The organism is Micromonospora alfalfae (genome assembly GCF_022230925.1).
Lineage (GTDB): Bacteria > Actinomycetota > Actinomycetes > Mycobacteriales > Micromonosporaceae > Micromonospora > Micromonospora alfalfae.
This window is the reverse complement of the sequence record NZ_JAKKFH010000022.1, coordinates 92,705-117,235: the sequence shown is the minus strand read 5'-3', so window position 1 is coordinate 117,235 and position 24,531 is coordinate 92,705. Positions and strand designations below refer to the sequence as shown.

Genomic DNA, 24,531 nt, shown 5'->3' with positions numbered 1-24,531 from the left:
CCCCGCCGCTCTTCCGGTCTCCGGACGTCCTGCACCTCGGCCTGCCACCGCCCGGCCCGCTCGGTCGCCTCGGCGGCGGCGCGGCTGGCCCGTTCGGCCTCGGCGCGCAGCGCGTCGCGTTCCACGCCCAGGTCGGCCACCCGCTGCCGATCGGCGTCACGCTGTGTGCGCATGTCCCGCGCCTCGGCCCGGGCCTGGTCGCGGTCGCGTTCGGCCTGGGCGCGCAGCGCCTCGGCGGCGCTGGCATCGTGGCGCGCCTGGTCGCGGGCGGCCTCAGCGTGCCGCGCCCGCTCGTCGGCGGCGGTGACCTGCCGCTGCCCCAGCTCGGCGCGCTGGCGGGCGTCGTCAGCCTCGGCGCGGGCCCCGCGGGCCTGCTCGCGGGCGCGCGCCGCGTCGGCCGCCGCGGTCTCGGCGTCGTCGCGGGCCTCGTCGCGTTCAGTCTGCGCCGCCGCGATCTCGGTGGCGGCCTCCGCGCGGACCTGTGCGAGCTGCCGCTGCACACCCACCGGGGACAGCTCGGCGTGCAGCGACTCGGTCAACGTCTCGACGATCTGGTCGAGTCGGTCCACCGCCTCCCAGGTGCGGGCCACCTGCCCGGGCAGACCGGGGGCGTTGCGGTGGCGCATCCGGCTGTTGCGGGAGGCGCGCTGGCAGGCGCCGTCGTTGTCGCGGCAGTAGCGAAACGGTCGACCCGCGCCGACACGCTGCGGCACCGGCGCTCCACAGTGGGCGCACGGGCGGGTCTCGGTGGTGCTGGGCTGGGCGTCCATCGAGGGCGAAGTCTAGTGCCGGCCGATCAGCTCGCGGCCCGGGCCGTCGCGTCCAGGGTGTAGCGGCGTTGCAGCAGCAGCGCCGCGAGCATCGCCACCGCCGGCAGCAACCCGAAGCCGTAGCGGACCGCCGCGAGCGCGGCGTCCGGCTGCACCGGTGACTCACCGGCGGTCGAGGCCACGAAACCACCCACTGTCAGGCACAGCGCGTACGCGTACGGGCCCAGGGCCGCCCCGGTGGCCTCGGTGGCCGTCCACACCCCGGTGTAGGTGCCGGCCCCGGTGCTGCCGGCGTTGCTGGCGGCGCGGATCACGTCGGGCAGCATCGAGAACGGCAGCAGCTGCATGCCGGCGAACGCCACCCCGAGCACCGCCACCGCGGCGACCAGCACCGGCAGGCCGGCCGGTCGGCCCACCGCCAACACCAGCGAGCCGATCGCGAACGCGCCCTGCGCGCCGAGCAACGCCCGCTGCTTGCCGACGCGGCGGGCCACCACCAGCCAGGCCGGGGTGACCAGCAGCGCCGGCGCCACGAACGCGGCCACCAGCACCGTGGTCAGGCCCGGGGCGCGCAGCTCGTACTCGGCGTAGTAGGGCACCCCGGCGAGCACCAGGTGGGTGGTGGTGGACATCGCCAGGTACGCGGCGACCAGCCACCGGAACTGCCTGTCGCGCAGCGCCGTGCGCAACGCCCGCCACCCGCCGTGCCCGGAAGCGGTGCTGACCGGGGCGGACCCGCGCAGCCGGGCGATGCCGGCGACACCGACCAGCATGGCCGCCAGCATCCCCACCGCCAGGACCACGCCCATCCGCTGGTAGCCGTCCCGCGTCGCGGCGTCGCCGCCGGTGAGCAACGGGGCCAGCAGCCCGGAGACCAGGATGCCCAGGGTCAGCACCACCATCCGGAACGCCATCAGCCGGGTGCGTTCGTGGTAGCCGATGCGCAGGTCGGCCGGTGTGGACAGGTAGGGGACCTGGTAGGCGGCGAAGAGCAGGTTGCCGGCGATGAAGAACACCGCCACCCACGCCGCGGCCGGCGCGCCGGTCAGGCCGCCGGGCACCGCGAAGAGCGCGGCGAACGCGACCGGCAGGGCGCAGCCGAGCAGCAGCAGGCGACGACGGTCGCCGCGTCGGGTCTGCTCGACGTCGGCGCGGTGCCCCACCCAGGGGTGCAGCAGCACGTCGGCGATCTTCGGCAGCAGCAGCGCCAGTCCGGCCAGCCACGGCCCGACGGCCAGCACGTCGGTGAGGAAGTAGAGCAGCAGCAGGCCGGGCACTGTCACCCAGACACCCATGCCGAGCGAGCCGGCCGCGAAGCCCGCCAGCGGGCCGCGCGGCAGCGTCTCGTCGGTGGCGGCCGCGGGCCGCCGGTCCAGCCCGGTCATCGCCGCATCCTCTCCGCAATCCAACAGTTGCTGGATTCTAGGGGCAGAATGGCGGCCATGACCATGCCCCGCCGCCGCCCGGGCCGGCCCCGCCGCGACGAGACCCGGCCGACCCGCGAGGTGGTGCTCACCGCGGCGACAGCGCTCTTCGCCGAGCGGGGCTTCGACGCCGTCGGGCTGCGGGAGGTCGCCGCCGCCGCCGGGGTCGACGTCGCCACTGTCGCGCACCACACGGGTACGAAGGCAGCGCTCTACGAGGCGTGCTTCGCCCGGGTGTTCGCCGCCGAGCGGGACGTGCTGACCGAGGCCGCCGCGCAGGCCCGTGCCGCTCTCGACGCCGGTCCGGATGCGGCGCTGAGGGCCCTGCACGAGCTGGTCGACGTCTTCGTCGACTTCCTGGAGGACCGCCCCGAGACCACAGCGCTGTGGCTGCGCCGCTGGTTGGAACCGCAGCGGCACGCCGAGCTCGACCAGCGCTACGCCGACCCGTTGTACCGGCTGGTCGCGGAGCTGCTCACCGCCGCCGCGGCGACCGGGGCGCTGGCGGAGCCGACCCCGCACATCACCGTGCGGAGTCTGGTGTGGGCGACGCACGGGCACGTGGTGGCGCTGGCCGCCGGCGCGCCCGGCGCTCGGGAACGGCGCGAGTTCCGGGCGTTCGTGCACCGCCTGCTCGACGGGCTGTACGGATCGCCGACCCCTTGACGGGCCGCCGCCGCGCGACGATTATCCATCGGACGTTGGATTAATGGGGGCGGCAATGGGCGTACCACAGCGGGTGGCGGTGATCGGGGCCGGCGCCGCCGGCCTCGCCGCGATCAAGGCACTACGCGACGCCGACGTGCCAACCGTGGGCTTCGAGGCCGCCGCGCAGGTCGGTGGCCTCTGGGTCTACGGGGCGCCCGACTCGCCCGCGTACCGCACGCTGCACCTCAACACCAGCCGTGGTCGCACCCAGTTCGCCGACCACCCGATGCCCACCGACTGGCCCGACTACCCCGACCACCGTCGTGTCGCCGGTTACCTCGCCGACTACGCCACGCGTTTCGGGCTGGCCGACACCATCCGGCTGCGCCACACCGTCGAGCGGGTCACCCAGCACCCCAACGGCACCTGGACGGTGGCCGCCAGCGGCCCGAGCGGCCCGGTCGAGGTCACCGTCGACGCGGTGGTCGTCGCCAACGGGCACAACCGGGTGCCCCGGCTGCCCGACCCCGGCTACCCCGGCACCAGTACCGCCGAGCAGATCCACAGCCACGACTACCGGGGCCCGGAACAGTTGGCCGGCAGGCGGGTCCTGGTCGTCGGCGGCGGCAACTCCGCGATGGACATCGCCGTCGACGCGTCGTACGCCGCCACCCGCACCCTGCTGTCGCTGCGCCGGGGCGTCTGGGTGGTGCCGAAGTATTTGCTGGGTCGCCCCTCGGACACCCTCAACGGGGCGTTGGCCCGCCGGCTGCCGTGGCGTCTGCGTCAACGCATCAGCCAGACGATGCTGAGCGCCACCGTCGGCAACCCCACCCGTTACGGGCTGCCCGCGCCGACGCACGGCTTCCTACAGGACCACCCGACGCTCTCCGACGGGTTGCTGTCGCGGCTGACCCACGGTGACGTCGAGGCCCGACCCGGCGTCGCCGCCCTCGACGGCGACCGGGTGGAGTTTACCGACGGCCGCAGCGACAGCGTCGATCTGATCATCTGGTGCACCGGTTACCGGGTGGACGTCCCGTTCCTCGACCCGGCGCTGCTCGCCGGGGGCGCCGACACCCTGCCGTTGTACCGGCACGTGTTCCACCCCGACGCCCCAGGGCTGAGCTTCGTCGGGTTGATGCAGTCCACCGGTTCCGCGTTTCCCCTGGTCGAGGCGCAGGCCAAGCTGATCGCGGCGCACCTCGCCGGCCGGTACGCGCTGCCCGACCCGGAGCGACAGCGCGCCGCCTGCCGGGCCGAACTGCGGGCCGCGACCGCCCGCTGGGGTCAGCGCCGCCCGGCGATGCGGGTGGACTTCGACGTCTACCTGGCCGAGTTGGCCCGGGAGTTGACCGCCGGAACCCGCCGCGCCCGCTCCGGCGCGGCGCCCTCAACGGGGGCACCCCGGTGAGCGGCCGATCACTGGCCGGTCGGCGGGTGCTGGTCACCGGGGCGAGCGGGACCTTCGGCCGCCACCTCGGCGCCGCGCTGAGCGCGGCCGGCGCCCGAGTGGTGGGGCTCGACCTGCACGCCCGTCCCGACGACGACGTGCCGGTGCTGGGCTGCGACCTGACCGACCCGGACGCCGTACCGGTGGCGGTTCGGGCCGCCGTCGACCGGCTCGGCGGGCTCGACCTGCTGATCAACAACGCCGGGGTCGGTGGTCCCGCGCCGGCCGAGTTGCCGCCCGACGAGGTGGTTCGCCGGCAACTGGAGGTCAACCTCCTCGCCGCCTGGCGCACCACCGCCGCCGCGCTGCCGCCGTTGGTCACCGCACGCGGACGGGTGATCTTCGTGGCCAGCCGGATGGCGGTGTTGCCGCTGCCGCTCGCCGCCGCGTACGGGGTGAGCAAACGGGCAGTGGTCGCCTACGCCGACGCGCTGCGCCACGAGGTGGGCACCCACGTCGGTATCAGCGTCGTCTACCCGAGCATGGTCGCCTCCCCAATCCACGACAGCACCGCCGAGGCTGGGCTTTCCCTGCGGGGGGTGTCGCGCCCCGAGCCCGTCGAAGGGGTGGTCGCGGCGATCCTGCGGACCGCCACCGCCCGGCGGGCGCCCCGGGACGTGGCGACCACCGCCCGCGGCCGGCTGGAGATGGCCGTCGGCCGGCATGCGCCCGCGTTGGCCGACCGGCTGGTACGCCGTACCCTCGCCGCCCGGCTCGCCGCCGGTGACCTGGACGCCGCGCCGCTGGCCGCCGGGATGCTCGACCGCCACCGGGGCCGCTGACCGCCCGGGTCAGGGCGTGGCGACCGCCGCGCGCGAGCGGTCGGCGGCGATGCGCACGGCCAGCGCCGCGAGCGCGGTGCCGGTCACCCACCGCTGCACCCGCAACCACACCGGTCGGCGGGCGAAGAACCCGGCCAGCGAGCCGGCGCTGAGCACGATCAGCGCGTTCACGCTCAGCGCCACGACGATCTGGGTCAGACCGAGCAGCAGGCTCTGCGTGGCCAGGTGCCCCCGCGTCGGGTCGATGAACTGCGGGAGCAGCGACACGTAGAGGATCGCGATCTTCGGGTTCAGCAGATTGGTGATCAGGCCCATGGTGAACAGCCGCCGGGGCCGGTCCGGCGGCAGCGGCGCGGGCCGGAACGGCGAGTGCCCACCCGGGCGCAGCGTCCGCCAGGCCAGCCAGAGCAGGTAGCCGGCGCCGGCCAGCTTCACCACCGCGTACAGCGTCGGCACCAGGACGAAGACGGTGGCCAGCCCGGCGACCGCCGCCGCCAGGTAGACGCCGAAGCCGGCGGCCACCCCGAGCAGTGAGACCAACCCGGCACGACGGCCCTGCGCCACGGAGCGCGACACCAGATAGACCATGTTCGGGCCGGGCGTGAGCACCAGCCCCAACGCCACCAGCGCGATGCCCAGCAGTGCACCAGTACCCACCACGACGCTTCCCCCGCTCGGTAGTCCTCACACCGACCGTAATCGGGATGAACATCCCACCCCAGGGCCACCTGGCAGGCCGTGGCCTGCGATCCGGGGTGATCCACTCGCGTTCGGTGCAACGGCAGCGGCACCGGCGGGAATGCTCACCGTGGCGGACGCGCTGACCCCTGGCAAGTGCGTGTCGCCGGCCGGAGGCGGCGCGTTACGGTGGCCAGGGAGGTGCCGCACGGTGACCGAGGCGTGGGAAGCGTCAGTGGAGGCGAAGATCCAGGATGCCGTTCAGCGCGGCGAGTTCGACGCCCTGCCCGGCATGGGCAAGCCGATCCCCGGTCGGGGGGCGCCGTACGACGAGGCGTGGTGGATCAAGAGCTTCCTGGAGCGCGAGGCACTCCCCAGCGACCTGCTCCTGCCCACGTCGCTGCAACTGCGCCGGCGCATCGAGCAGGTCCCCGACGAGGTCCGTGACCTGCCCACCGAGCAGTCCGTCCGCGACTTCGTGGGGCAGCTGAACGTGCAGATCGTGTCGTGGCTGCGCTTCCCCGACGACGGTCCCCGGGTCGCGGTGCGCCCGGTGAACACCGAGGACGTGGTGCGCCGCTGGCGCGCCGAACGGGCCCGCCCCAAGCTCACCTCGACCGTCACCGGACCGGCGACCGTCGTGAAGCCGTCGCGCCCGCGCCGCACCTGGTGGCAGCTGTGGCGCCGCCGTCGGGGCTGACTCCCCGGCCATGACCACGGCAGACTGTGCCGATGCTGATCGAATCGCGGACGCCCGACACACCCTCGACGCCGGGTGTCGCACTGCGTCCCTGGTGCGCCGACGACCTGGATGAGCTCGTGCAGGCGTACCGGGATCCGGTCCTGCGCCGCTGGACCAGAGCCCCGGTGACCACCGCCGCCGAGGCCCGACGGTGGCTGGAAGGCGCACTGCGCGACTGGGCCGACGGCCGGCGGTACACCTTCGCCGTCATCGAAGAGCAGGCCGACGGCGACCGGCTGGTGGGCAACGTGGTGCTCAAGGGGGTCACGCCGGAGCGCCCGGCCCCGGAGGTCGGCTACTGGACGGCGTCGTGGGCACGCGGTCGCGGCGTCGCCCCGCGCGCGGTCACCGCGCTGAGCCGCTGGGCGTTCGACCGGTTCCCTGAGGTGGCCCGTCTCGACCTGCTGCACCAGGTGGACAACGTCGCGTCCTGCCGGGTGGCGCAGAAGTGCGGCTTCGCGTTCCAGGAGGTGTTGCCGGCCCGGCCGCCCTTCCCGCTCGACGGCCACCGGCACTCGCTGCACGCTTAGTCGTCAGTCCACCCTGGCGTGCCAACTCCAGGACGTGCGCCGGTCCCGACCCGGCAGCTCACCGCGCCCGGTCAACCAGAGCAGCACCTCGGGTACCGCCCCGGGCGGGGCATCCGGGAAGAGTCGGTGCAGCACCAGCGCGCTCAACCGCTGCGGCGGCTGCCACCGCACACCGAGGCCGAGGGTGATGTCGTACGTGTGCAGCAGGGTCTCGGCCACACCCATGGCGGCGAACCCGGTCGGATCGCACGGGCCCCAGTGCCAGGCGCGCGTGTCAGACGGGGCCGCGTCGACGGCGGCGGCGAGCAGACCGGCGCAGGCCCGCACCACTGTGAGCACCTGCGTCGGGCTCGCCTCGGTGGAGACCCGCAGGTCGTACGGGAGATAGCCGTCATCCGGACGGCCGGTGACCTGCCCCGCGTACGCGAGGAGGTCGTGCGCGACGTGCGCCGCGGTGGTCCAGCAGCTCCAGCTCAGCGAGCCGGCCGGCGCCGACCAGTCGCGTTCCCGGTGTGGCAGCAGCACCCGGGTCATCTCCTCGGCCGCCTCCCGCACGTCGGCGCCGGTCACCGCCGACATTCGCCAACCCACCGGGCAGCACCGGGCGTGGGAATCTCGTCGTGGGTAATGGGCATCGAGGCATGCAAGAATCCATCCTCGCATGTGGGGGGAGGCGAGCGGAATGTTGCCCAACATGGTGGTGGACACGACTGTGTTGCCCCCGGCGGACCGGTTCGCGTTCTGGTATGCCCTGGTCGCCCAGGAGACGGCGCCAGCGCACATCAGCAGCGGCCACCTGGACAATTTCGTGGCCTACGCGCAGGCCATCGATCTCGGCCGCATTCGGATGACCTCGCTGCGCTACCCGTCGCTGGACTCGATCCGGCCGACGAGACTCGTCCGCCGCGCCGAGGGGGATGTGTACCAACTCGCGCTCCCACTGACGGGACGCAGCACGTTGATCCAGGACCGCACCGAGTCCACGCTGGAAGCCGCCAACCAGTTCACGCTGTTGGACACCGCGCGGCCGCACGTCGCCCGGCACTACGCGGACGGCCCTGGACTCGCCACCACGATCACCGTGCAGATACCGCACGCGGCGCTGCCACTGGCCTCGGACCGGCTCCGCCGCCTACTGGCCACGCCGATACCGTCGCATCTGGGCGTCGGCGGGCTGTTGGTCCACCACCTGCGCAGCATCGCGGCACACCCGGAGCAGTTCGAGCCGGCCCAGGCCGAGATCCTGGGCGGGGTGGCGGTGGACCTGCTCACTGCCGCGCTCGCTCAGTACCTCGACATCGAGGACACCCTGTCACCGGAGGCGCGGCACACCGCACTGCGGGCCCGGATCGTCGATTTCATCGACCGCCACCTCGACAGCGACGAACTCACCCCTCGCAGCGTCGCCGCCGCCCACCACATCTCGCCGCGGTCGCTGCACCGCCTGTTCGAGGCGGAGGCGACGACCGTTGCCGAACTCATCCGCACCAAGCGCCTGGAGCAGTGCCGGCGTGATCTCGGCAACCCGCTGCTGCGGCAGCCGATCCACACCATCGCCGCCCGTTGGGGTTTTCCGGACAAGGCCCACTTCAGCCGCCTCTTCCGTGCCCACTACGGACGTTCGCCGCAGGAGTACCGCGCGGGCGTCGCACGCCAGGGCCGGTGACCCGACCGACCGCTACCGTCGGCGGTCGGTCGGATCGTCCTCGACGAAGTCCCGGACCGCGGCGCGGATGCTCTCGCCGTACGGGTCGTCCGGTAGCAGCAGCAGGTGTTCGCGGGCTCGGGCGAGGTGCTCCCGGGCCACACCGGCGTTGCCCAGGCGGCGGTGGCAGTCGGCCAGGTTGAGGTACAGCGACGGCAGGAACGCCTGGACCTGGAGCGAGGGCAGATACCGCTGGGCGCGTTCGTCGGTCAGGTCGGACACGGCGGCCAGGGCACGTTCGTCCCAGGTCAGCTCCGCCTCGGTGGTGTCCTGAAGGTCGGCGAGGTAATGCGCCAGGGTGCAGCGGTGCAGGGCGTCGCCGGTGGGGCCGAGTTCGTCCCACAAGGCGGTGAGCAGCTCACGCGCCCGGTCAGGCGCGCCGCTCTGGCCGAGCTGCACGGCCTCGATGATGCGGGTCATTGTGCTGTCGGCGGTCGCGTGGTCGGTCATGTCGCCGATGGTTGGGCCTCAACCCGGTCGAGGGTCAAATCCGCGCCGGCGTAAGGGCTGGGCCCCTCGGCGCCCTGCTCGCCGCGATGTACGTCGCCACCCGTCGGATGACCCGGGCGATGCTGCGCTGACGACCCCCTGGGCCGGGACGGGTCCTCATCGTTGGGCGACGATGGTCTCGAGCACCGCGCGAACCGGGGTCGGGCGGTGGCCGATGACTGTCTCCAGCGTCGGATCGGTTACGGCGAACTCCTTTGCGCGCGCCGCGCGGTACATGCCGAGAGTGAAGTCGGCCGCCGACTCGGGCATGCCTCGGGCGATGGCGGACGCCCGCCACTCGTCGTCATCCGCGACGACACGTTCGACGGTACGGCCCGTGATGTCGCTGAGGATGGCGGCCACCGCTTCGAGGTCGAGCATCTCCGGCGCGGTCAGCGGAGCCGTGACCCCGTCGAGTACGCCGTCCTCGGTGAGGGCGACGGCTGCGGCCTCGGCCAGGTCGGCATGTGCGGTCCAGGACACCGGGCCGTCCGCCGGCGCCACGAGTTGACCGGTCTCCAGCGCCGTGCCGATGGAGAGGCTGAGTGTGCTTGCGTAGAACCCGTTGCGCAGGGCGGTGAAGGGAACCCCCAACCCGGCCAGGTGCTCCTCGGTCGCGGCGTGGGTTGGCTGGGCGGCGAAGAGCGAGACCCGGGAGGCGGCCTGGTGGCTGGTGTACAGGATTCGGTTCGCTCCCGCGGCGCGGGCGGCGTCGATGGCGGCGCGGTTCGCGGCGATCGCGGCGTGGCCGCGGATGGAGGCGGACACGACGAGAACCTTGTCGGCACCCGCGAAGGCGTGCTCCAGGGTGGCCGGGTCGGTGAAGTCTCCGGCGCGCACCCGAACCCCACGCTCCGCGAGGCCGGCGGCCCTGTCGACGTCGCGCACGCTCACGCCCACGGCGTCGGGTGGTAGCCGGTCGAGCAGCCGGTCGACGATCTGGGACCCGAGCTGACCAGTGGCACCGGTGACGACGAACATGATGAACACTCCCTTGTTATCGGCGTTACGGCGGGAACGTTAGCACTGATATTCCAGAGATAACAAGGCGCTGTTAGCATTGGTCCATGGTGACGACGCAGGACACCCGCGACGACGTCCGTGCGGGCATCGTCGCGGCGGCGACCCAACTGCTGCGCGAGAAGGGTGCGAACGCGGTCACGACACGCGCCGTCGCCCAGGCCGCCGGTGTGCAGGCACCCACCATCTATCGCCTGTTCGGCGACAAGGACGGTCTCATCGACGCCGTCGCCGAGCACGTCATGGCCAGTTATGTCAGCGGTAAATCGGTCGCAGCGGACGTCGAGACGGGCGAGCCGGTCGCGGGCCTGCGCTCCGGATGGCGCGCGCACGTGGAGTTCGGCCTGACAAACCCCGAGCTGTACGCGCTGATCGCCGCCCGGGGGAGCGGCGCACCCTCGCCGGCGACTGTCGCCGGCCTCGACGTGCTCCGCCGCCGCGTCCGGCGACTCGCCGCGGCCGGCCTGCTCCGGGTCGACGAGCAGCGCGCGCTCCTGATGATCCACTCGGCGGGCAACGGCACCATCCTCACCCTGCTGGGAATGCCCGCCGACCAGCGCGACCTCGGTCTGGGCGAGGCCATGCTCGATGCCGTGCTCACCAGCATCCTGACCACGACTCCGGCGACCCCCGACACCACCGCGAACGCTGTCGCGGTGACCTTCGCGACGGTGCTGCCCGACCTCCCGGGGCTCACCGCCGCCGAACGCGCGCTGATGGCCGAGTGGCTGCACCGATCACTGACCCACCGAGCACCATGATCACCTGGCGGAGAAACAAGTCGACGGGATCACGCCGGGGGAGATAGGTTGCAGGTGACCGCGACACGGCCCGAGGAGGTGAGACCCATGAACGTTGTAGCGATGTGGGTGCTCCCCCCTGCCGTCCCGGTCGGGCGATTGACGTAGGTGTCGCCGGGAGCGCCCTGCCAACACGGCACTCCCGAAAGGCAGCACCTATGCACTCTGCGCACTTCACCGCCGAGCCGTCGTCGACCGATCCGGTCGAGCGCGACTCCACAGTGAGCGATGTCAGCCCCGCTCCATCGGACCCGCACACCGATCGCGCGCCCGGCAGATACGACGTGATCATCGCCGGCTGTGGGCCGACCGGCGCGATGCTCGCCGCCGAACTGCGACTACACGACGTACGGGTCCTCGTTCTGGAGAAGGAGACCGAGCCGGTGTCGGCCGTGCGCATCGTCGGCCTGCACATCCGCAGTCTCGAGCTGATGGCGATGCGCGGGCTGCTGGAACGCATCCTCCCGCACGGGCGGCAGCGTCCGGCCAGCGCCTACTTCGCCGCCATCGCCAAGCCCGCACCCCGCGGCCTGGATTCCCGGTACGCCTACCTGCTGGGTATCCCGCAGCCCGTCATCGAACGTCTGCTCGAAGAACACGCCACCGAACTGGGTGCGCAGGTCCGGCGTGGTTGCGCCGTCACCGGCCTCGCGCAGGACGACGAGGGCGTCACCGTCGAGTTGGCCGACGGGGAACAGCTGCGCTCGCGCTACCTCGTCGGCTGTGACGGCGGGCGCAGCACGGTGCGCAAACTGCTCGGCGTCGGGTTCCCCGGCGAGCCCGCACGGACCGAGAGCCTGATGGGCGAGATGGAAGCGGGCGTGCCGCCGGAGGAGATCGCCGCCAAGGTCGCCGAGATCCGCGAAACCCACCAACGATTCTGGCTCCGGCCAGCAGGCGCTGACGTTTACAGCGTCCTGGTGCCCGCGGCCGGCGTCAGTGACCGCGCCGAACCGCCCACCCTCGATGATTTCAAGCGCCAGTTGCGCGCCATCGCCGGGACCGACTTCGGCGTGCACTCGCCGCGCTGGTTGTCCCGCTTCGGCGACGCGACCCGACTGGCCGACCATTATCGGGTCGGGCGAGTGCTGTTGGCCGGCGACGCGGCGCACATCCATCCGCCCATCGGCGGACAGGGCCTCAACCTCGGCGTTCAGGACGCAGTCAACCTCGGCTGGAAACTCGCCGCGCGGATCCGTCGTTGGGCGCCGCCGGCCCTGCTGGACACCTACCAGGCCGAACGCCGGCCGGTCGCCGCTGAGGTGCTGGACAACACCCGAGCCCAGACGGAGCTGTTGTCCACCGAACCGGGCGCACAGGCCCTGCGGAGGCTGCTCACCGAGCTGATGGACTTCGACGAGGTGAACCTGCATCTGTTGAAGAAGATCACCGCAATCGGTATCCGCTACGACTTCGGCGCTGGGCCCGACCTACTCGGTCGTCGGGTGCCTGACATCGCTGTGAAACAGGGCCATCTCTACGGTCTGCTGCACCGTGGACGCGGTCTGCTGCTGGATCGCACCGAACGCCTGACCGTCGGCGGCTGGTCAGACCGGGTCGATCACCTGGCGGATGCCACCGCTGAGCTGGACGTCTCCTGTGTTCTTTTGCGCCCCGACGGGCACATCGCCTGGGTCGGTGATGATCAGCAGGACCTGGACGAGCACCTCTCCCGCTGGTTCGGCGAGCCCGTCCACTGATCTCAGGCCGGCGACCAGGTGCGGAACGGGTCGTGGTCTTCCCCCGTCCGGGCTTTCGGCTACGGCCCGGAAGGGGGAGACCTCGCTGCCGCCCGACACCCTGGTGAGCTTCACCGCTCACCACAAGGTCGAGGTAATCGCTGCTGACCGTGCTCCACCGACGGCTTGCGGTGCCGCAGCGCATGGGACGTGGACGGTCGAAGTCTCAGTGTTCCTGAGGCAACTCGGTCTGTGGCCTGCTGCTTCGTGGCTGCCGATCGATCGCGGTGAGTTCGCTGAGAATCGGGTGCAGCCGATCGGCCAGGGTCGGGTCCGTGCGGGTGAGTTCCGCGGTCAGGGCCGTTGCGGCGGCCGCGAGGGCACGGCGTAACTCGGTCTCATCAGTGGAACGGACCAGGGTCGTTTCGAGCGGGCCGGTGATGTCGGGGGGTAGTAGGTGAGCGCCTTTGGCGTAGCTGGTGGGGTGGCCCAGTCGCTGGCAGGCGAGGGCGATTGTCTGAGCGCGCATGGCGCTGATCCAGTGCTCCGCCTGCCAGTATCTGCCTCGTTCGATGCTGATCCGTGCGTGCAGCGCGTGGTGCCACGCCAGGCCGGCCGTGCCGTCGTGACCGCTCGGCGCGGAGGCCCGGGGTGGCGTGGCTCGCCCGAATATGAGTCGCCAACTCGGGCCTCGCGGCCCGAACTCGACTTCCGGGCTGAACGAGAGGTCGACCTCCAGGCAATGAGGCAGCAGGAACACCCGGTAGATCGCCGACCCGGACGTCAGATCCCAGTGGTGGACCGCCGCGAAGTCCTGATACATCTGCTGCGTCCATCGACCCATGACGGCGTCGAGCGGGTCGCTGACCCCGAAGGCCAGATCGATGTCCGACCAGCGATCCTCATCGTTCGTGGCGTGCGACCCGGTGATCGCGGCGGCGACGACACCCGGGTCCTGTTCCGCCAGATGCAGCAGCCGCCGCTGGATCAGGTCGCGTTCCTCTACCGAGAACATAGGGTCACGCTGGTCCGACACCAACGTGCCCCGGCTGCGGGAGACGTCCGGCAGAGCCGGCGGCGAGCCGTTCTCACTCTCGCCATGGCTGGCAGGTCGCGTGCGTCCATGACGACATCATGCCTCGCCACTCGCAACGGAAAATCGCCAGTGCGTCGAACCAGCAAGAAGGCTCCATCGCATGGTGTTCTGTGCCTGCTGGCAGACTCATCGCATGAGAGGTCTGACCGCCGAGCTCGTGGTCGATGGCTGCGCTCCGCAGACCCCGGCGCTCGCCCCGAACGGGCGCCTGCTCTGCTACGTCCTCGCCCCCACCAGCCGCACCGGTGACCACCTCGACACCGAACTCTGGCTCGTACACACCGATGGCGCCGTCGCGTCACGCCGGGCGACCGCCGACACTGCAACCGAATCCCTGCCACGCTGGTCGGCCGACTCGGAGGCGCTGTTCTTCCTGTCCGACAGCGCCGACCGCGGTACCCCGCAACTGCACGGGCTCACCCCCGCCGACGGCACGATGACCACGTTGACCAGCTGGCCCGCCGGCGTCATCGATCACCTGCCGCTCATCGACCCCAACCTTGTCGCGCTGCTCGCCGAGGACGAACCCACCGAGCAGGACGCGCGCCGCGCCCGGGACCGCGACGACGTCATTGTCGTCGGCGAGCGCGAACCACGTGCCCGGTTGCGCCTGCTCGACCTGCGCACCGGCCGGGTCGCCACCCCGCAGGTGTTCGCTGACCGGCACGTGGTGGAAATGCGGCAACGTCCCGACGGCGGCCCACTTGCCGTGCTGACCTGGGCCAGCGCCGACAACGACCACGGCCCGCCCACCGGCCGACTGCACCTGTTCGATCCCACCACGGGGACTGCCGAGGACCTCGGACCGGTCGAGGTCGACGCACGATCGCTGGCCTGGTGGCCGGGCGAGGACGGTTGGCACCTCGGTTACCTCGCGCTCACCCCACCGGTGCTGCAGGCCGGCACCGCCGTGTTCGATCTGGCCGTGCGCAGCCGTGTCCTGCGCAACCGCACCGCTGGGCTCTCGATGTGCCCCACCGAACTCTGCCAGACCGGTGCAGCCCCGCTGGTGGTGTTCGCCGACGGCTTGAACACGACAGTGGCCCGGCTCGACCCCGCCGACCTGACGACCCTGTCGCACCACCCGGGACGCCTCGACAACCTCACCGCCACCCCCGCCGGCGACGAGATCGCGGTGCTTACCGGCACCCGCTATCAGCCCCCGAACGTTCACATTGGAGCGCCAACCGGGCCGCTGCGAAGAATCACCAACACCCGGCCCGAACTGGACGACGTCGTACTCGGCACGCAACAACCGCTGGCCTACCGCGCCGCCGACGGCCTCGACCTGGACGGCCTGCTCGTCCTGCCGGTCGGCAGGACCGCGTCGGAGGGTCCGTTCCCGCTGGTCACGATCGTGCACGGAGGCCCCTACGATCGCTACGCCGATCGTTGCCAGTTGTTCTGGTTCCCGAGCGCGCAGTGGTTGGCCGCCGCCGGCTACGCGGTGTTGTTACCCAACGCGCGCGGCGGCCAGGGCCATGGCCACCAGTTCGCCGCCAGCGTCGCCGGCCAGGTCGGCCAGCAGGAGTGGACCGACATCCTGACCGGCATCGACCTGCTCATCGCCGAGGGCATCGCCGACCCCGACCGGCTGGGCATCGCCGGCTGGAGCCACGGCGGCTTCATGTCCGCCTGGGCCGTCGGCCAGACCGATCGCTTCCGCGCCGCGCTGGTCGGCGCGGGCATCGTGGACTGGGGCATGCTCGCCGCGACAGGGGAGAACGGCCAGTTCGAGGCCGCGCTCGGTGGCAGCACCGGCTGGTCCGGCATCGGACCCCACCGACATGACGCGGTCAGCCCAATTTCCTTCGCCAGCAACATCCGCACCCCGGTGCTCATCCTGCACGGCGCCGAGGACACCAACGTCCCCCTCGGACAGGCCGTGTACCTGCACCGGGCGCTGCGGCACTTCGACGTCGAACACGAGTTCGTGATCTACCCGAGAGAGGGCCACTCGATCCGGGAGCGCAACCACCAACTGGACGTCCTGCGCCGGACCCGCGCCTGGTTTGATCGCTGGCTCCAGACGTGACCTGAGCTGACTGTGCGGCTGGACGGGCTGTACGCCACCGGCGCCCGCAAGGTCCGAGCCGTGCAGGGGCGCCGCAGAAGGTGGAGTTCTGTCACCTGGTCGGCACGCCCGGCGAGATCCCAACCGATCAAACGGGCTTGATGTATCTTCGGGGTCATGGGGCCACCAAGTCACACCGCGCCGCCATTCGTCCGGCTGGCCGCACACCCACTGCGCTGGCACATGCTGACCGAACTCGCCCGTAGTGACCTGCGGGTCCGCGAATTGGCCAGCCTCCTGGCCCAGCCGCAGAACCTGGTCTCCTACCACCTGCGACTGCTGCGCGACGGCGGCCTGGTCACCGCCACCCGCAGCAGCTTCGACGGCCGCGACAGCTACTACCACCTCGACCTCGACCGCTGCGCCCACGCGCTGGCGGGCACCGGCACCGCGCTGCACCCCGCCCTGCAGTTGGGCGGGACTCCACCGGCCCCACCGGTCCACCCGCCGCGAACCGTGCTGTTCGTGTGCACGGGCAACAGCGCACGTTCCCCCATCGCCGAAGCCCAGCTCCGACGCCACAGCGCCGGGCACGTGCAGGTGACCAGCGCCGGAACCCGCCCCCGGCCGCAACTACACCCCCATGCCGAGCGGGCGCTGCGCGAGAACTTCGGCGTCGGCGTCGCGGACCGGCGCCCGCGGCACCTGGACACGCTCACCGGCCGCCGCTTCGACTACGTGATCACCCTGTGCGACAAGGCCCGAGAAATCTGCCCCGATTTCGGCAACCCGGCCGGCAAGCTGCACTGGAGCATTCCCGACCCCGCCGCAGCCGGCACCGGGGACGACTACCCCGCCTTCCTGCAGGTTACGGCCGACATCGACACCCGCGTGCGGCATCTGCTGCCCGTCCTCGTCACCGAACCCGAGGAGACCAGACCGTGAGCACAGCCGAGCAATACGTCAGCGTCCGTTACCTCGTCGACGATGTGCACGCCGCCGTCGAGTTCTACACCGCCCACCTCGGTTTTCACCTGAAGACCAGCGCGGCCCCGGCCTTCGCCGACGTGGTCCGCGGCCCGCTACGACTGCTGCTGTCCGGACCCGCCAGCTCCGGCGCCCGCGCCACCCCGAACGACGCCAGCAGCCCCGGCCGCAACCGCATCCACCTCATCGTCGACGACCTGGACACCGAGATCGACAGGCTCCGCGACGCCGGCCTGGCGTTCCGCAGCGAACTGGTCTCCGGGCCGGGTGGCCGTCAGATCCTGCTCGCCGACCCCGCAGGCAACCTCGTCGAACTTTTCCAACCCGCCGGCCGGGCCAGCCCCGTCAACATCTGAGCCCAGTCGCACTTCGCCACTGCGCCAAGGCAAAGCCGATGTTCCTCAGCGCCGACTCGGCCGCAGCCCAGCCGCTCATGCGCGGGATCTCGCGCATCCAACGCACGCCGTGTGGGACCAATCGGGGCACTGGTGGCCTAGGCGACATTCCGGCCCAACTGATCGGCGTGCGCGGTGATCCACCTCGCGTCGCGTCGGTAGAGCCCGACGTGACCGCGAATGTTCTCCTGTCCCTGATCAGCCCGCGCCTTGGTGAAGGCGGCGAGGTCGTGTAGTCGACGGACTGCGACCTGGAGGATGTGAGCAGGGTCCTGCCCCGAGCCGTAGGCATCGCAGAGCATGCGCAGCCGACGTGTCCGCTCGCCCAGATCACTGTCGATTGCGTCGCCGTTGTCGGGATGGGCCAGCGGCACCAGCCGGTAGGCAAGGTAGGCAAGATCCCACGACCGGGGACCGGGCGACGCCGTGTCCCAGTCGATGACGCCGGTGAGCCGCCGGTCGGTGAAGACCATGTTGTACGGCGCGAAGTCGTTGTGACAGATGACCTCAGCCGGTTGCCGTACCGGGAACTGCCAAACTCCTCCGACGGTGTCGAAGCTGGCGCTGGCCTGGTGAAGTTGTGCGAGGTGGACACCCGCATCGGTGAGGACACCATCGCTCCAGATCCACTCCGGCAACGGGTACTGCGGCACGATGCCCGGCAGGTACGAGACGCTGTCTCGTCCTTGTTCATCCGTCCCGAGCGGTTGCGGAGCCCAGGTGACGCCACGCTCACGCAGATGTCGTAGCAGGCGTTGAACCGTCGAGCTCCATGCCCCGGCACCGCGCCGAACAGTGGCACCGACACGTGTTGCGCCCCCCATGTTGCCGCCGGGCAGCGCTTCCTCCTGCTCGCCGACCGCGTTCGCGTTGTGGTGATTCATGCCGACATCCTCAGCGCGTGGGGCCGGCAAAGCCACCACGTTCCCGAGGCGGGCTGGCGCAGGGGACCGACGGCCAGCGGAGCCAATTACTGGATTGTTATTAACAACAATCCAGTAATTACCTGGGACAAAGGGGACGATACGTACACGCACCATAATGACAGTTCTTGTGCGTAAGGAGGCAGTGTGGTGTAAGCGTTCCCGTAGGCCGGTGCGAGCGCCTCGGCCTGAGGGCTCAGATGACCTCTCGGGGCGGCACGGAGGGCGGCTCCGACTGCAGGTAGTCCAATGCGCGGCGCAGCGCCTCCGGGCTGTCTCGGAAGTGGCCGAGCGCCGAATTGCACCCGTTGCAGAGCAGTCCGCGAACGGTGCTGGTGCCGTGGCAGTGATCCACGACCAAGCGGAACGCCGAGGCTGAGGGCTTCCCGTCCTTTCGGGGGCGACCAGCGAGAGTTGCCGGAAGTTCATCCTCATGGATGCCGCAGATAGCGCAGCGAAATCCTTGCCGTGACCTCAGTTCGTCGTAGAAGGCCTCGGTGATCCGGTACTTGGTCCAGAGATTCATCGCTCGGTCGGAGCCGGGACGGGCGTCCCTACTGGCCTGATTCACGCGGCGGGAATACTTGCGGCATGGTTGACAGGAGAGCATTGTGCGGCCGGTCGCGCTGACAAAGGACTCCGGCGGCCGAAGCTGCTTGCACCGCCCGCACTTCTTGAACTCGTTCACGATCCCCACAACTACCGACTTGAGTGGCGGTCCCGACATCGGACCGCGTGGAGGGCTGACTACGAGCGGCCGTACGCGGCGCGGGCCTGGGCTACCTCGGCGGCCTCGCGTTCACGCCAGCGGCGCTGGGCCTCCCGGTTGCAAGTGCGACAGACCCGGCGGTACCGGCCGGTGGCCGGGTCGAGTTCGCGGTCGTGGCCGTTGCGGCACTGTGCCAACTGGTTGCGGCTGCGGCAGGCGTCGGCCCGGCTGAGCTGGCGCAGATGTGTCGGCTCGATGCAGTCGGCGACACCGCAGGTCTGGTCGACGTCGAGGGCGGGGTCGTACCCGCCGACGAGGACGACGTACGCGGCGATGTGCGCCCACGCGCGACCGGCGACCTTCTGGTGCACCCCGCGTCGCCGCCCGTAACCTTCGATGACCAGGCAGCCGTTCTCGGTGCGGTGTGAGCGCTCCAGCAGGTGGGCGCGCAGCGACTCCTCGGTGTGGTAGCGGGACAGACCCTTCACGGCCGAGAGCACGGTGTCACCGTACCCACGTCGCGCAGCCTCGTCGAACGACGGCGGACACGCCGACGCGCCTGCTCGGCGAATGGTCGCGCTCCGGCCGTGCTGTCCGCACCCGAAGCTGCCGTAGCCTCGCCGGGGTGGGTCTGCTGTTGGTGCTGCGCGCTCCGCAGCCGCGTCCGAAGAGCCTCCGTCGCGCGACCCGCGCGCAGCGGCGGGAACGCAAGCGGGCCGACGCCGACGAGTGGGCAGCGGCGCAGGAGCGCGGTTTGCTGCTCGACGTGCCGGTGGAGGAGTTGCTGCCGCTGCTGAACGCGGCCGGCGGTAACCGACTTCCGGTGTTGGGTCAGCTCCACCCGTGGTCGGACGGCGTACTCGTTCATGAGGATCTGCCGCAGCTCGCCGCTGACGTCGACCGTCTCGGGGCGGCGGCGGCTGACGACGCGGAACGTGGGCTGGTGGCGGCGCTGAAGGCGTTGTTGGCGCGGTGGCGTGACGAGCCCGGCCTGACGCTGCACTGGTATGGAGACTGACGGAGATGCGAAAGGTCGCACAGAACGAGCCGGCGTCACCGACATCCGTCGGGGTCGGTGACGCCGACGACCGTCTCAGGTGCGGATGCGGTAGTGCAGGGACGCCACACCGTTGCTGAGTCGGCGGTTGCTCAGTAGTTCCAGCCCAACCCGGGTGGCGCTGGGCAGACCGGGCTTGCCTCCGCCGACGAGGATGGGGTGGATCAGCAGGTGGCACTCGTCGACCAGTCCGGCCTGGAATGCCTGCGCCGCGAGGTGTGCGCCGCCGATGGTGAGGTCACTGGTGGCCGAGGTTTTCATGGCGCGTACCGAAGCGGGGTTGAAGCTCGTTTCGAGCCGGGTCCTGGCGGTCGAGGTCGCGTCCAGCGTGGTGGAGTAGACGACCTTGTCCGCTGTCTGCCAGACGTCGGCGAAGTCGGCAGTGAGCTTCGACTGTTCGGCCAGGGCGGGGTTGGTTTCCCAGAGGGACATCGACTCGTACAGGCGTCGGCCGTAGAGGTAGGTGCCGATGGGCCGGAGCAGGTCGGTCATGAACGCGAGGTACTCGTCGTCGGGTGGGGTCCAGTCGAATCTGCCGTGTTCGTCCTCGATGTAACCGTCGAGGGACACGTTGGTCACGTAGATCAGCTTGGCCATGGCGCTACACCTCGACGTCGACGGCGACGGGATGGGCATTCCGCAGTGTGGCGTCCAGTTTGGAGAAGGCTTCGTCCCAGCCCTGGTTGGCGGGGCCAGCCACCCGCCCCGGGAGCCACTGACGGATCTCGAGGCGCGTTCGTCCATCGGCCTCGTCGTGGAACTCGACCCGCATCCTTGTCTCGTGCGGCTCAATGCCCTCCGGCAGATGCCCGGTGACGTGCGCGACGCCGTCGAGCAGTTCGCCGTCCACGACATCGGTGAGGTCGATGCGGACCTCGACTCGAAGGCCGGGTTGGGTTGGGAAGACCTCGGTCCAGCGCTGGTGGCCACCGGGCCGGATGTCGAACTCCATCTCGTCGCGGGGCAGTGAGTTGCCGATCGGCCCCCACCATGCGGCCAGGTGGTCGGGGTCGGTGAAGGCGCGGTAGACCAGCTCCCGTGGCGCGTCCACCACGCGTGAGATGACGATTGGCGGTTTGTCGCTGTCCATCAATTCTCCTTGTCGTGAGCCTTGCTCGGGGATTCCCGGTCGGGAAACGCCGGGCCGTGGGCCGTTCGGTCCGTTGGGCGGCCGGCTGCCTGCACGGCCGCGAGGTGGGCGTCGAGGCGGGTGAGGGACGTGTCCCAGAACCGCCGGTAGCGCTCGATCCACTCGGCCGCTTCGCGCAGCGGGGCGGCCTCGATGCGACTCATCCGCAACTTCCCCGACCGGGTGCGTGAGATGAGCCCGGCGCGCTCAAGCGCCTTGAGGTGCCGCGACACCGCCGGCATCGAGATCGGGAGGGGTGCGGTGAGCTCGGTGACCGTGGCGTCGCGGTCGGCCAGCTCGGCGAGGATCGCCCGTCGAGTCGGGTCGGCGAGAGCCGAGAACACCGCGCTGAGTTGATCGCTGCCAGACACCAGAGCCTCCAGTCACTTAACCAACACGTTAAATGTAGTGCCGGATGGACGCGTGTCAACACGCCGAGACATCGGGTTTGGACCGTCGCGAGTACGGCGCATCGACCTGGCGTCCGGTGGCGGTCATGGAGGGCGGCGAAGGTCACCGAGCTGGTCCGGGTCAAGCCGGCGGGCCCGGCGTAGACCATCGGGCAGTCGCCGCCTACGCGCTTGCGCGCTAACCCCAGGGCGGCAGCCAGACCTCGATCTCGGGCGTCTGTGCTCGCCGGGAGGCGAGGTAGTCGCGCAGTGCCCGCAGCCCGGGATGCGGGTTGTCGTCGCGCCAGATGAGTGACATGGGGTAGACCGGCGCCGGGTCGCGCACCGGTATGCGGCGCAGGTCGTAGCTGTCCGGCCACAGGTACCTGGTGCGTTCCCCGGCGAGGGTCGCCAGCTCCGCGGAGTCGGCGATCTCGGCCAGCAGGGCCTCGTTGCCGAAGACCGGCCCGACCAGATCGATGGTGAGACCGAAGGCGGCGGCCAGTTCGTCGTAGTAGGCGGCCCATTCGGTGCCGGGGGCCATGCCGGGCATCCAGATCCGGTGCTCGGCGAGTTGTGTGGGCGTGACGGTGCGGGCGTTGGCGAGCGCGTGGCGGGGGCCGACGAGCAGTTCGTGGTGCTCGTCGATCACGCGGGTGGTTCTGATCGCGGCGGGAAGGTGACGCGCGGCGACGGTGACGGCATGGAAGGTGGCGTCGACAGTCCCCGCCTCGACGGCGGCCATCGCGGCGTGGACGTCGGCGTCGAGGGTGACGACGTCCAGCTCGATGCGGGGATGTGCGCGGTGGAAGTCCTGCAACAGCACCGCTGGTGCGATCCGTCGGCTGTGCACGTCGACGCGCAGTGCCCGCCGGCCGGGGCGTACGGAGGCGTCGGCGCGCGCCTCGGCTCGCAGCAGTTCACGGGCGTGCGGCAGGAAGGTCTGGCCGTCGACGGTGAGGTGGGTGCCGCGCGCCGTGCGGGTGAACAGCCGTACCCCGAGGTCCTTCTCCAGGGCGGCGATGCGCTTGGAGACGGCCTGCTGGGTGATCGACAGCGCGGCGGCGGCGTCCTGGAACTGGCCGGCGTCGACGGCGGCGACGAAGGTGCGGACGGCGTCGAGATTCACCTGACAAACCCTACTGACACAACCTTGGGTTGTGCCGCGCCGCTCATCCGGTTGTTTGATCCATGGTCGCCGGCCTTGCTTTGATCCTGACGGTCAACGCTGAGTTGTTGGGAGCGGGAGGAGTGGGCTTGTCGACGAGACGATCCCTGGGGCGGCGGTTCGGCTGGTTGTGGGCGTCGTACGCGGTCAGCGCCTACGGTTCCGGGCTGGGCTTCGGGGCGTTGCCGTTGATCGCCGTGCTGGTGTTGCAGGCCAGCCCCGCCCAGGTGTCAGTGTTGGCCGCGCTGGGGCCGGCGGTGGGCGCGCTGCTCGCGTTGCCGCTCGGGCCGTGGGTGGAGTTCCACCGCAAGCGGCGGGTGATGATCGCGATGGACCTGGCCCGGTTCGCGGCCCTGCTGACAATCCCCATCGCGTACGCGATGGGCCGGCTCAGCTTCGGGCAGTTGCTTGTCGTCTCGGCCGTGGTCGCCACCGCCAAGATCGCCTTCAACGCCGCCAGCGGCGCCTTCCTCAAGGCCCTCGTGCGGCCGGACGACCTGCTGGCGGCGAACGCGCGGTTCGAGTCGACCACCTGGAGCTCGATCGCGCTCGGGCCACCGCTGGGCGGCGCGGCGGTCGGCTTGTTCGGGCCGGTGGTCACCGTCGTGGCCGATGCGCTCAGCTATCTGCTCTCCGCGCTGGGCCTCACCGCCATTCGCGACCCCGAAGACCACCCCCGGCGCACCGTCGCAGGCCGGGTACGGGCCGGTGAGCTGCTCGACGGCTGGCGGCACCTGCTGACCCACCCCGGCCTGCGGGCGCTCTACCTCAACCAGTTGCTGGTCGCCGGGCTGATCATGGCAACCGAGCCGCTGCTGGCCGTGCTCCTGCTCGGCGAGTTGGGCTTTCCACCCTGGCAGTACGGCCTCGCCTTCGCCGTGCCCTGCGTCGGTGGCCTCATCGGGTCCCGCCTGGCCCGTCGGGTGGTGGCACGCTACGGCCAACATCGGATCATCCGCACCGTGGGCACGCTGCGCGCGATCTGGCTGATCGGCCTCGCCTTCGTCCAGCCCGGCGTCGTCGGTCTCGCCACTGTGATCACCGTCGAGTTCGCGATCATCATCAGCATGAGCCTGTACAACCCGGTGCTCGCCACCTACCGCCTTCAACAGACTCCGAAGGATCGCATCGTCCGTACCCTGTCGGCCTGGTCGATCGGCAGCAGCGCGACCATCGCCACCCTCAGCGCGCTCGGCGGGCTGCTCGCGCAGGCCACCAGCCCCCGCACGGCGATCATGGTCGCCGGGCTGGTGATCCTCGCGAGCCCGCTGCTGCTGCCCCGGCGCCCGGACCCCGATCGGCCGGCACCGCAGCGCCCCGCTCGGGTCTCTACGATCGCGTGATGTTCCAGCCGACCTACCCGATCCGCACCGCACGGCTCGTCCTGCGCCCGGTCACGGTCGACGACCTCGACGACGTGTACGCGTTTCAGCGCCGACCCGACGTGGTGCGCTGGATGCTCGGGGCGGAGCCGCGTACCCGTGAACAGTCCCTGGCGTCGGTGCTCGCCATGGCGGGCGAGGACGCGTGGCGCGCGGAGGGTGACTGCCTGACGGTGGCCGCGGTCACCGACGCCGGGGTGATCGGACTCGTGGAGCTGGTGTGGCGCAGCCAGCTCGACCGTACCGCCGAACTCGGGTTCGTCTTCCACCCCGACCACGGCGGTCGCGGGTTGGCCACGGAGGCCGCCACAGCGTTGCTGGCCTGGGGGTTTACCGAGTTCGGGCTGCACCGGGTCTACGGTCGGTGCCACGCCCGCAACGCCGCGTCGGCCCGAATGATGGCGCGACTCGGCATGCGGCAGGAGGCCCGCCATGTCGAGAGTTACCTGTTCCGGGGGGAGTGGGCCGACCGGCTCGTCTTCGCGATCCTCGCGCACGAGTGGCGGGCCGCGACTGGCACGTCACAGGGTGGGATACGCCGGTAATCGGCCTTGCCCCGTAT

At 71.0% G+C, this 24,531-nt stretch carries 27 protein-coding genes and 1 pseudogene; 14 read left to right on the top strand and 14 right to left on the bottom strand.

Annotation, left to right across the window (positions count from 1 at the left end; all coding sequences use genetic code 11):
* Positions 1–770: pseudogene (locus MED01_RS18815) on the bottom strand (hypothetical protein); the annotation flags it as partial.
* Between the two features lie 26 nt (positions 771–796).
* The gene (locus tag MED01_RS18810; protein WP_238669868.1) at positions 797–2,155 is read right to left on the bottom strand and encodes an MFS transporter; all 1,359 of its coding nucleotides are present in this window, start codon (positions 2,153–2,155) and stop codon (positions 797–799) included.
* 57 nt (positions 2,156–2,212) lie between these two features.
* Here MED01_RS18810 and MED01_RS18805 point away from each other — a divergent pair, with 57 nt between their 5' ends.
* Genes MED01_RS18805 through MED01_RS18795 form a run of 3 tightly spaced genes read left to right on the top strand, consistent with a single transcriptional unit; the run spans position 2,213 to position 5,077 of the window.
* Positions 2,213–2,860 (top strand): TetR/AcrR family transcriptional regulator, encoded by a 648-nt coding sequence (locus MED01_RS18805; RefSeq protein WP_238669867.1) that lies wholly within the window; start codon positions 2,213–2,215, stop codon positions 2,858–2,860.
* A 55-nt stretch (positions 2,861–2,915) separates the two neighbouring features.
* Complete coding sequence (locus MED01_RS18800; protein ID WP_238669866.1) at positions 2,916–4,256, top strand: flavin-containing monooxygenase; 1,341 nt, start codon at positions 2,916–2,918, stop codon at positions 4,254–4,256.
* Entirely contained in the window at positions 4,253–5,077 is an 825-nt protein-coding gene (locus MED01_RS18795; protein ID WP_238669865.1) for an SDR family NAD(P)-dependent oxidoreductase, read from the top strand. Before MED01_RS18800 ends, MED01_RS18795 begins: the two co-directional genes overlap by 4 nt.
* A gap of 9 nt (positions 5,078–5,086) precedes the next feature.
* On the opposite strand, the gene MED01_RS18790 is transcribed toward MED01_RS18795, so the two are convergent.
* Positions 5,087–5,737 (bottom strand): LysE family translocator, encoded by a 651-nt coding sequence (locus tag MED01_RS18790; RefSeq protein ID WP_238669864.1) that lies wholly within the window; start codon positions 5,735–5,737, stop codon positions 5,087–5,089.
* A 229-nt stretch (positions 5,738–5,966) separates the two neighbouring features.
* Between MED01_RS18790 and MED01_RS18785 the strand changes: the two genes are divergently transcribed.
* Positions 5,967–6,455 carry a DnaJ family domain-containing protein gene (locus MED01_RS18785; RefSeq protein ID WP_238669863.1) on the top strand — a complete coding sequence of 163 codons (489 nt, stop codon included), beginning with the start codon at positions 5,967–5,969 and terminating at the stop codon, positions 6,453–6,455.
* Positions 6,456–6,487: 32 nt separating this feature from the next.
* The gene (locus tag MED01_RS18780) at positions 6,488–7,027 is read left to right on the top strand and encodes a GNAT family N-acetyltransferase (RefSeq protein WP_238669862.1); all 540 of its coding nucleotides are present in this window, start codon (positions 6,488–6,490) and stop codon (positions 7,025–7,027) included.
* 3 nt (positions 7,028–7,030) lie between these two features.
* Here MED01_RS18780 and MED01_RS18775 read toward each other — a convergent pair whose 3' ends face one another.
* Complete coding sequence (locus tag MED01_RS18775; RefSeq protein WP_238669861.1) at positions 7,031–7,606, bottom strand: maleylpyruvate isomerase N-terminal domain-containing protein; 576 nt, start codon at positions 7,604–7,606, stop codon at positions 7,031–7,033.
* Between the two features lie 103 nt (positions 7,607–7,709).
* On the opposite strand from MED01_RS18775, the gene MED01_RS18770 reads away from it, so the two are divergent.
* The gene (locus tag MED01_RS18770; RefSeq protein ID WP_238669860.1) at positions 7,710–8,693 is read left to right on the top strand and encodes an AraC-like ligand-binding domain-containing protein; all 984 of its coding nucleotides are present in this window, start codon (positions 7,710–7,712) and stop codon (positions 8,691–8,693) included.
* 12 nt (positions 8,694–8,705) lie between these two features.
* Here the strand turns inward: MED01_RS18770 and MED01_RS18765 are convergent, their stop codons facing one another.
* Complete coding sequence (locus MED01_RS18765) at positions 8,706–9,182, bottom strand: hypothetical protein (protein WP_238669859.1); 477 nt, start codon at positions 9,180–9,182, stop codon at positions 8,706–8,708.
* A gap of 156 nt (positions 9,183–9,338) precedes the next feature.
* The gene (locus MED01_RS18760; protein ID WP_238669858.1) at positions 9,339–10,202 is read right to left on the bottom strand and encodes an NmrA family NAD(P)-binding protein; all 864 of its coding nucleotides are present in this window, start codon (positions 10,200–10,202) and stop codon (positions 9,339–9,341) included.
* An 86-nt stretch (positions 10,203–10,288) separates the two neighbouring features.
* Here MED01_RS18760 and MED01_RS18755 point away from each other — a divergent pair, with 86 nt between their 5' ends.
* The gene (locus MED01_RS18755) at positions 10,289–11,002 is read left to right on the top strand and encodes a TetR/AcrR family transcriptional regulator (protein ID WP_238669857.1); all 714 of its coding nucleotides are present in this window, start codon (positions 10,289–10,291) and stop codon (positions 11,000–11,002) included.
* A 197-nt stretch (positions 11,003–11,199) separates the two neighbouring features.
* Positions 11,200–12,741 carry a rifampin monooxygenase gene (gene rox, locus MED01_RS18750; RefSeq protein WP_274525920.1) on the top strand — a complete coding sequence of 514 codons (1,542 nt, stop codon included), beginning with the start codon at positions 11,200–11,202 and terminating at the stop codon, positions 12,739–12,741.
* Between the two features lie 205 nt (positions 12,742–12,946).
* Here rox and MED01_RS18745 read toward each other — a convergent pair whose 3' ends face one another.
* The gene (locus MED01_RS18745; protein WP_238669856.1) at positions 12,947–13,735 is read right to left on the bottom strand and encodes a nucleotidyltransferase domain-containing protein; all 789 of its coding nucleotides are present in this window, start codon (positions 13,733–13,735) and stop codon (positions 12,947–12,949) included.
* 214 nt (positions 13,736–13,949) lie between these two features.
* On the opposite strand from MED01_RS18745, the gene MED01_RS18740 reads away from it, so the two are divergent.
* The 3 genes from MED01_RS18740 (at position 13,950) to MED01_RS18730 (ending at position 17,173) form a co-directional block, all read left to right on the top strand.
* On the top strand, positions 13,950–15,851 hold the full coding sequence (locus MED01_RS18740) for a S9 family peptidase (protein WP_238669855.1): 1,902 nt from the start codon (positions 13,950–13,952) through the stop codon (positions 15,849–15,851).
* A gap of 156 nt (positions 15,852–16,007) precedes the next feature.
* A complete protein-coding gene (locus MED01_RS18735; RefSeq protein WP_238669854.1) occupies positions 16,008–16,775 on the top strand; it encodes an arsenate reductase/protein-tyrosine-phosphatase family protein in 768 nt (255 codons plus the stop codon).
* Positions 16,772–17,173, top strand: coding sequence for a VOC family protein (locus MED01_RS18730; protein WP_238669853.1), 402 nt, complete (start codon positions 16,772–16,774; stop codon positions 17,171–17,173). Before MED01_RS18735 ends, MED01_RS18730 begins: the two co-directional genes overlap by 4 nt.
* A 137-nt stretch (positions 17,174–17,310) precedes the next feature.
* Here MED01_RS18730 and MED01_RS18725 read toward each other — a convergent pair whose 3' ends face one another.
* The 3 genes from MED01_RS18725 to MED01_RS18715 form a co-directional block, all read right to left on the bottom strand.
* Positions 17,311–18,096 carry a phosphotransferase enzyme family protein gene (locus tag MED01_RS18725; RefSeq protein WP_238669852.1) on the bottom strand — a complete coding sequence of 262 codons (786 nt, stop codon included), beginning with the start codon at positions 18,094–18,096 and terminating at the stop codon, positions 17,311–17,313.
* Positions 18,097–18,331: 235 nt separating this feature from the next.
* Positions 18,332–18,823 (bottom strand): endonuclease VII domain-containing protein, encoded by a 492-nt coding sequence (locus tag MED01_RS18720; protein ID WP_238669851.1) that lies wholly within the window; start codon positions 18,821–18,823, stop codon positions 18,332–18,334.
* Between the two features lie 59 nt (positions 18,824–18,882).
* Complete coding sequence (locus MED01_RS18715) at positions 18,883–19,344, bottom strand: HNH endonuclease (RefSeq protein WP_238669850.1); 462 nt, start codon at positions 19,342–19,344, stop codon at positions 18,883–18,885.
* A gap of 125 nt (positions 19,345–19,469) precedes the next feature.
* Between MED01_RS18715 and MED01_RS18710 the strand changes: the two genes are divergently transcribed.
* The gene (locus tag MED01_RS18710) at positions 19,470–19,862 is read left to right on the top strand and encodes a hypothetical protein (protein WP_238669849.1); all 393 of its coding nucleotides are present in this window, start codon (positions 19,470–19,472) and stop codon (positions 19,860–19,862) included.
* A 75-nt stretch (positions 19,863–19,937) separates the two neighbouring features.
* Here MED01_RS18710 and MED01_RS18705 read toward each other — a convergent pair whose 3' ends face one another.
* The 4 genes from MED01_RS18705 to MED01_RS18690 all read right to left on the bottom strand — a co-directional run bounded on the left by MED01_RS18705 (position 19,938) and on the right by MED01_RS18690 (position 22,548).
* On the bottom strand, positions 19,938–20,498 hold the full coding sequence (locus tag MED01_RS18705) for a dihydrofolate reductase family protein (protein ID WP_238669848.1): 561 nt from the start codon (positions 20,496–20,498) through the stop codon (positions 19,938–19,940).
* Between the two features lie 4 nt (positions 20,499–20,502).
* Complete coding sequence (locus tag MED01_RS18700) at positions 20,503–20,991, bottom strand: SRPBCC family protein (RefSeq protein WP_238669847.1); 489 nt, start codon at positions 20,989–20,991, stop codon at positions 20,503–20,505.
* A complete protein-coding gene (locus MED01_RS18695) occupies positions 20,991–21,401 on the bottom strand; it encodes an ArsR/SmtB family transcription factor (RefSeq protein WP_238669846.1) in 411 nt (136 codons plus the stop codon). The genes MED01_RS18700 and MED01_RS18695 overlap by 1 nt, the downstream gene beginning before the upstream one ends.
* Positions 21,402–21,618: 217 nt before the next feature.
* Positions 21,619–22,548 carry a LysR family transcriptional regulator gene (locus MED01_RS18690; RefSeq protein ID WP_238669845.1) on the bottom strand — a complete coding sequence of 310 codons (930 nt, stop codon included), beginning with the start codon at positions 22,546–22,548 and terminating at the stop codon, positions 21,619–21,621.
* 128 nt (positions 22,549–22,676) lie between these two features.
* Here MED01_RS18690 and MED01_RS18685 point away from each other — a divergent pair, with 128 nt between their 5' ends.
* Together MED01_RS18685 and MED01_RS18680 are read left to right on the top strand one after the other, a co-directional pair.
* Positions 22,677–23,930, top strand: a complete 1,254-nt coding sequence (locus MED01_RS18685) for an MFS transporter (RefSeq protein WP_238669844.1) — start codon at positions 22,677–22,679, stop codon at positions 23,928–23,930.
* Positions 23,930–24,514, top strand: coding sequence for a GNAT family N-acetyltransferase (locus MED01_RS18680; RefSeq protein WP_238669843.1), 585 nt, complete (start codon positions 23,930–23,932; stop codon positions 24,512–24,514). Before MED01_RS18685 ends, MED01_RS18680 begins: the two co-directional genes overlap by 1 nt.
* Positions 24,515–24,531: the final 17 nt, after the last annotated feature.